This is a genomic window from Flavobacterium sp. ENC, assembly GCF_020991415.1.
GTDB lineage: Bacteria > Bacteroidota > Bacteroidia > Flavobacteriales > Flavobacteriaceae > Flavobacterium.
On the sequence record NZ_JAJMOY010000011.1, the window covers coordinates 109438 to 117368 of the forward strand.

6 protein-coding genes are annotated in these 7931 nt (G+C 37.6%); all 6 read left to right on the top strand.

Features of this window, described 5'->3' with window-relative positions; translation table 11 throughout:
• Positions 1-68: 68 nt before the first annotated feature.
• Positions 69-1943, top strand: a complete 1875-nt coding sequence (gene asnB / locus LPB89_RS20225; RefSeq protein WP_230703454.1) for an asparagine synthase (glutamine-hydrolyzing) — start codon at positions 69-71, stop codon at positions 1941-1943.
• A 34-nt stretch (positions 1944-1977) separates the two neighbouring features.
• Complete coding sequence (locus LPB89_RS20230; protein ID WP_230703455.1) at positions 1978-3645, top strand: ATP-binding cassette domain-containing protein; 1668 nt, start codon at positions 1978-1980, stop codon at positions 3643-3645.
• 20 nt (positions 3646-3665) lie between these two features.
• Positions 3666-4376, top strand: a complete 711-nt coding sequence (locus LPB89_RS20235) for a thioesterase II family protein (protein ID WP_230703456.1) — start codon at positions 3666-3668, stop codon at positions 4374-4376.
• Between the two features lie 23 nt (positions 4377-4399).
• The gene (locus LPB89_RS20240; RefSeq protein WP_230703457.1) at positions 4400-4981 is read left to right on the top strand and encodes a hypothetical protein; all 582 of its coding nucleotides are present in this window, start codon (positions 4400-4402) and stop codon (positions 4979-4981) included.
• A gap of 39 nt (positions 4982-5020) precedes the next feature.
• The gene (locus LPB89_RS20245; protein ID WP_230703458.1) at positions 5021-5707 is read left to right on the top strand and encodes a 4'-phosphopantetheinyl transferase superfamily protein; all 687 of its coding nucleotides are present in this window, start codon (positions 5021-5023) and stop codon (positions 5705-5707) included.
• A gap of 121 nt (positions 5708-5828) precedes the next feature.
• Positions 5829-7931 (top strand): AMP-binding protein (locus tag LPB89_RS20250; RefSeq protein ID WP_230703459.1); only part of this gene is annotated, 2103 nt, incomplete at its 3' end.

The window sequence follows — 7931 nt, forward strand, 5'->3', positions numbered from 1 at the left end:
AAAAAGTAAATCACTTATCATCATTACATGAAGTGTCATAACAGCAAGACTTACCAATTTAGAAAAATATGTGTGGAATAAGTGGAATTTATAATTTCGATAGAGAATCTGTTGCAAGAGAGGATATCATTGTGGCGATGGCCAACAAAATCCAGCATCGCGGGCCGGATGATTCGGCCTGTTATGTGGATGGCCATGTGGGACTTGGGTTTGTACGACTAAGTATTATTGATTTAAGCCATGGAATGCAGCCTTTCTTCAGCCCTGATAAATCGATCGTATTAACCTGTAACGGAGAAATCTACAATTACAAGGAGTTACGTCATGAAATGGAGGCGAAAGGATACAACTTTAATACCAATTGTGACATTGAAGTCCTGGTTTACCTGTACATGGAATACGGAGTAGATTTCCTGAATAAGATCAACGGCCAGTTTGCCTTTGCGCTCTATGACAAAAAGAAGGAAATATTCGTCATGGCCAGGGACCATTTCGGAATTTGCCCTTTATTCTATGCAAAACTGGACCACGCTTTGGTATACGGTTCAGAGATAAAAGCGGTTTTGGAACATCCTGACGTTTCGAGAAGGATAGATTACAAAGGGCTGGATCAGATTTTTACATTTCCGGCTAATATCGCTCCAATTACCTTTTTTGATGATGTAAAAAGTTTAGAACCGGGACACTATGCGGTATTGCGAAATAACAAGCTGGAGATAAAAGAATACTGGAATCTGGATTATCCTACGGCGGATTATGACTACGGTCAGAAAACTGAAGAATATTACATAGAAAACCTGAATGACTTACTGCTGAAATCGGTAAATTATCGTTTAAATGCTGATGTTCCCGTAGGTTTTTATCTGAGTGGCGGACTGGATTCTTCAATGATTGGAGGCATGATGCGACACCTGGATAAAGAGAAAGAATTCAACTCGTTCTCCATTTGTTTCCCTAACACGGAAAACAAGGATATCAATGAGCAGCGTTTTCAACGGATTTTAAGTGAGCAGGTAAAATCAAAACACAATGAGATAGAATTTGAGTGGAATGATTTTGAAAGTAAACTTCGCGATGTGATTTATTATTCTGAATCTCCGCTCAAAGAAACCTATAATATCTGTTCCATTGCTCTATCTGAAAGAGCCAAACGTGAAAAAATAAAAGTAGTCCTCTCCGGAGAGGGAGCCGATGAATTATTTGGCGGTTATGCAGGCTACAAATTTGACGGAAGGCGTGAAGGAAACATTGGTTACAAAGACTTAGAGCATTTACGGGAGGACGAGGTACGAAAACAGCTTTGGGGAAATCCGGATTTCATTTACGAAAAAAATGAAAATGTATTCAGGGAAACCAAACAGGCGATTTACTCGCCGCTTTTAAACGATTCCTACAAAGATTTTGACTGCCTGAAAGAACCCGCTATAGATCACGAACGCATTAAAAACCGACATCATTTTCACCAGCGTTCCTATGTAGATTTCAAACTGCGTCTTGGCGGGCACCTAATAGCCGATCACGGAGACCGTATGACACTGGCCAACAATGTCGAAGGCCGTTATCCGTTTTTGGATGTAGACCTGATCAACTTTGTAAAAACAGTGCCGCCATCGTTAATGGTGAAGAATATGGAAGAAAAGTACATCCTTAAAAAAGTGGCACAAAAGTATGTTCCTTCCCAGATCATTAATCGGGAAAAATTCGGATTCGTAGCACCGGGAAGTCCGCATTTACTGAAAACAAACAGCGAATGGATTAATGATTTATTGTCTTACGATCGCATCAAAAGACAGGGATATTTTGATCCGGATACCATAGAACGACTTAAAAAAATGTACAGTAGGGACGGATTTATTTTAAATCCTCCTTACGATTTAGACTTGCTGATCATCGTATTGACTTTCAATATGTTTCTTGACATTTTTGATGTACCAAATGTGTAATAAATTAATTCTTCTTTCCTAAAACCAATACGAAATGAAATTTATAAAAACCTTATTAGTCAGATCCAAAAAAGCGCTGGGATTTATGCTCGTCTTAGGAGTTTTCAACAGCATTCTTAACGCGGGATTGTTAATTTTTATAAACAATACCATAATGAAGCAACCCATTCCATTCTTTCCGGAATACGACTGGGCACTTTTTATAGCAATTATTCTGGCCTCTTTAGTCTGTTCCCGTTTCTTTCAGACCTACATGATTAAGTTAACAAATACCTTATTGTTTGATTTTGAAATTATGATCCTGAAAAAACTGCGTATGGCTTCCTATCAGGATTTTGAGGAAATAGGAAACGAAAAGATCTATACGGCGATCAACGATACAAAAGTATTGGGAAGTATACCTGAAGTATTCATGAATGCATTCAACTCCCTAATCGTAATCTTATGCTGTTTCGGATATTTATTCTATATCTCTCCAGTTGGAGCAGGTTTAGTGGTTGCGGTAATGGTACTTTTATTGGTTTTTTACCTCGTAAGGAACAATGCTATCGAAAAAGATTTAAATGAAAGAAGAGATTTGCAAAATGCTTACTATCAGTATTTAGCAGATATGCTTTACGGTTTCAAAGAATTAAAAATGGGCATTACACGAAGCAATAATATCTTCAGCAAATTCCTGGTAAAAAACAGGATAAAAGGAAAAGACATTGCCATAGACACTTCCATAAAATATATGGATAACGAATTGACAGGCTATTACAGCTGGTACATCATTCTTGGAATAGTCATGTTTGTACTGCCGGTTTATTTCAATATCAGCACTGAAAAAACAACAGCTTTTCTGGTAACGATCTTGTATCTTATCGGTCCTGTAGCGGTTTTGATCACGTTAATTCCTACCTACACTATGGTAAAGATTTCAATAGAACGTTTAAATCTAATCGAACAAATGCTGGATCCCATTCAGGATAGGATTGTTCCGAGCAAATTAGCGAATGAACTGCCATTTGAAGAAATCAGATTAGAAAATGTGACCTATTTCTACAATGATGAAGAGCGAAATCAGAAGTTTTATCTGCAGCCTGTAAATCTTACCATTAAAAAAGGGGAGATCATCTTCGTTACCGGCGGAAACGGCAGTGGAAAAAGTACTTTCGGAAACTTACTTACCGGATTGTACAAACCCTATGAAGGCTCCATATATTTTAATGGTCAGAAGATTGATTCAGGTCAGTTAATGTACTACAGTGATAAAATAGCCGCCGTTTTTACCACCAACTATATCTTCAGTGAAAACTATGATGAATTTGAATTAAAGGAAAATACAGGTGAATTAAATGCACATATTGACATGATGAAAATGCAGGAAGTACTGCATCTGGATCAGGAACGAAATGTGTATGATAAAAACTTATCCAAAGGGCAGCAAAAAAGACTGGCACTGATCTATGCTTTACTGGAAGAAAAGGAGATCATCATCTTGGATGAATGGGCAGCAGAACAAGATCCCGGATTCAGAAAATATTTTTATGAAGACATCTTGCCGAAACTTAAAGAACAAGGAAAAACAATTATCGCCATCACGCACGATGACGAATATTTTGACAGGGCTACCAGGGTGATCAAGTTTAATTTTGGAAAAATTGTGAGCGATAAAAATAGTATACCCGATTTTACGGCGAGTATAAAAACGGCTAATTAATTAAGAAAAAGTGATTTGATATGATGGATTTAATCTGTTTACATTTTGCGGGAGGAAATAAATACTCCTACTATCCCCTGGAAGAATTTTTAGATAGAAATATTAATCTGATTACACTGGAGCTTCCCGGAAGAGGAAAAAGATTTCACGAGTCTTTGCTGACAGATGTTCATCCGATAGTCGATGATTTGTTTGAGCAGTTAACACAAAATGTTTCAAGGCCTTATGCGATTTTCGGACATAGTATGGGGGCAATCCTGACTTTTTTATTAGCGCATAAAATAGAGGAAAATGACTTCCAGCGCCCGGTTCATTTATTTGTTTCAGGCTGCAAGGCACCAAAAGTCAAAAGAGAACCTCCTTTTTATCATGATCTGCCTAAAGAGGAATTTGTCAATAAAATAAGGGATATGGGCGGTTGTCCGGAAGAAATTTTAGGTAACGATGAACTCATGGCACTTTTTGAACCTTCGTTAAGGGCAGATTTTAAAACCATTGAAACCTACACCTACCAAAAGCGGGATCCATTAAAAATGCGGCTAACAGTTTTTATCGGTAATAAAGACAAAGTCAGTTGGGAAGAAGCAAAAGCCTGGGGAGAAGAAAGTATTCATCCAGTTGATGTTAAGGAGTTTGAAGGAAATCATTTCTTTATATTTCAACACAAACAGGAAATCACAGCTTTATTTAAATATTATATAAGTACAAAAAAATTATTGAACAACTATTAAAATTAAAAACCATGAACTTAAAAATGAAAACGTTATCAATCGCTTTACTAATTCTGTTTGTTGCTTCTTCAGTAACAGCACAAAAGAAAACAAATCTCGATATCAAACAGAATTTAGTTTTAACCTATTCCGCGAAAGATCCGAAGGGAAATGAAGTATTGCTTCCGTTGGAAATAAAAGAACTGAATGCTAAAAAGACAGTGCTGGAATATACGATGATCAATGGAGATAAGAAAATTTCCGGAAAATGGGTAATTTCTCCAAAAGGACTTGAGTCAGGTAAATACTTTAACTGGCAGGCACTAAATCCGTCAGAAGTTAGAATACTGCCTAAAGACCAGACTATTTTTTGTGTTTCAAAAAAGTTTCTGGATGAAATAAAAAGCAAAAAGACAGCAAAGTATGATGATAAAACTTTCGAATTAAAAGAAATTCCAAAAGGAAAAGAAATTATAGTAGATGGTAAAGAAATTGACGCCATATACATAGCTGAAAAAAACGGAGACTCAAAATATTGGATCTTAAACAACAGGGATTTGCCTTTTATCATCAATTCTACCGGAGGAGACGGTCCTTCATTTAAGCTTTCAAAAGTTAGTAAATAAAAGCACAACGTTAAGATAACCAACACCTAAATAATGTGAATGCATCCGGAAACGTTTCCGGATACATTTTGCATTACTGTAAAAATCATGCGAGTTTATTATGCTATTGTAAGCCAGCCGTTAAACGACTTTGATTTTAAGAGGTATCTTAAGCAAATGCCGTCTGCCATTCAGCAAAAAATTGCCCGTTATAAAAATTGGGAAGATGCCCATACTTCTTTGATCGGAAAGTTATTACTGATACAGGCATTGCAGGACAGCGGACTTCAGGAAACGGATCTTTCCGTGCTGACCTACAATAAATACGGCAGACCTTCTGTTCCCGGGATAATGGATTTTAATATTTCACATTCCGAAACTTTGGCAGTGTGTGCCATTGCAGCAAACGGAAGTATCGGAATAGACGCTGAAGCCCTGAAACCAATCAATAAAACAGATTTTTATAATTGCTGGACCCCGGCTGAGGCAAAAGCAATATATCACGATCCCGAAGATTACAAAACCTTTTACGGCTACTGGACTAAAAAAGAAGCTGTAGTAAAAGCAATCGGAAACGGATTAAACATTCCGTTGACAGACATCGAAATTAAGGGTGATCTGGCAACCGTTGCCCATTATGGAAACTGGCATGTAAAAGAAATTCCGCTTTCCGAAAAATATATAGTGCATATGGCTGCCAAAGAGCCATATAAAGCCCCTGTTGAGGTAATACAAAAAGAATTTTAATAAGCGCTGTATCACAATCGTTTATTTACAATTCAAAACAGTCCCTGAAAACAAACCGAATTCTTTAAAGAATATATTTTTTCGCTGCTTCCGTAGTGACGAGAGTTAATAATGTTTTAATATGCTTATTAGTAATACTTTAGTTGATATTTTAGAAAATGCGGCACAAGAGCAAACCGGAATTACGTTTATTCGTTCCTCTAGTGACGAAGTAACGTATTCGTATCAGGAATTGCTCGGTAAAGCATTGTATACGCTTCATAATCTTCAGGAATTCGGAGTGCGTTCCGGCGATGAGGTTATTATACAGATAAATGATAACGCAGAATTTTTACAGGTTTTCTGGGCATGTATACTTGGGAAAATCATTCCTGTTCCGGTAGCAATCGGAAGACAGGAAGGGCACAAGCATAAACTATATAACATTTGGAAAAAATTAAACAATCCTTTTTTAGTATGCGATAAAGGCCTGCTCGAAGAAATGTTTACCTACAAAAGTGATGAGGTAACCGAAGCAGCGTATCAGAAAATTGCAAAAACAACACTATTTTCAGAAGCCGCTGTAGCAGAGAAAGCACAAGGCATTAAAAACACGGATATAAGTGCCGGTGATATTGCCTATATTCAGTTTTCATCCGGTTCTACAGGAAATCCGAAAGGGGTAGAACTAACACATGCTAATCTGGTAGCCAATATTACTGATATTGCAAATCGTTCTAAAATCACAACGGCAGACCGATCCTTAAGCTGGCTGCCACTGACACATGATATGGGGCTTATTTGTTTTCATCTGTCCTGTACATTAAGAAAAATTCAGCAATTTCTATTGCCAACGACGCTTTTTATCAGAAGGCCTTTACTCTGGATGGAAAAGGCAAGTGAACATAAGGCAAGTTTACTGTATTCACCAAATTTTGGTTGTCAATACATCTTATCGGCAATAAGTACGGCGAAAAATCCGATTGGGTGGGATCTTTCGCAGGTGAGGATTATGTACAATGGGGCTGAGCCAATCTCATGGAAACTGTGCAATCAGTTCCTGGAAGAAATGAGCCAGTTTCAATTGCCGGCATCAGTTCTGTATCCGGGTTACGGACTGGCAGAAGCATGTGTGGCGGTGACCCTTCCAATCGTTGGGAATCCTTTCAAATGTTATTTTGTATACCGTAATCATTTGAAAATTGGAGAAAAAATAGTAGAAGTAGCCAACGAAAATAGTGCCAACAGTACTTCGTTCGTAGAAGTGGGAAGACCATTAGACCAGTGCCCTGTAAGAATAACGAATGATAATGACGAAGTTTTGGCGGACAAACACATCGGACATATTCAGATTAAAGGAGCGAATGTTACCACAGGATATTATAATGATCCTGAAATAAGTGCAGCCTGTAAAACAAACGATAACTGGCACAGAACAGGAGATTTAGGTTTTATGTACGAAGGCGCTTTGGTCATAACCGGACGTGCCAAAAACCTGATTATTATTAACGGACAAAATATTTATCCGCAGGATATTGAAGAAATTATTCATAAAAAACTTCATTTAAAGCCGGAAACCGTAGTGGCCTGCAGTGCCAGAAAAGATATAAATCATTCGGAAGAACTACTGATTTTTGTACAGCAGCGTCTGATATCTGAAGATTTTATTCAGACGATTTGGGATATAAAGCGGGAAGTTCTTAATGAGTTGAATCTGGAAGTTCAGCAGGTGATAGCCGTAAAAAGTATTCCGAAGACAACAAGCGGAAAAGTACAGCATTATCAATTAGTACAGCAATATCTTGCGAGAGATTACGAAGCTCAAATTCAGAAAACAGCGGAATTAGAAGAACAATTAGCACACAAAGAAGTGGCAAATGCCGATTCTTTAGATGAAAAATTGTGGTCCCTTGCGAGAAATATACTTAAAAATGATAACTTGGAATTCGCTCAGAATTTCTTTACCGATCAATTCAATAGCTTAAAAGCGACCGCATTACTATCCCGCATTCAGCAATTGGGCTACCAGATATCGATAGAGACACTTTTCAGAAATGCAAGTGTAGCCGAATTAAGCCAATATCTAAAAAAGGAGGAACGCGTTCAGATTGTACCCATTGAAGTCGCGGAAATTAGTAATAATTATCCACTGACTGCCGGACAAAAGCGATTCTGGATGTTGCACCAGTTCAATCAAAGTAATGCAGCACATATTACAAGTGTTAGCCTTATCAGTGGAAATTTT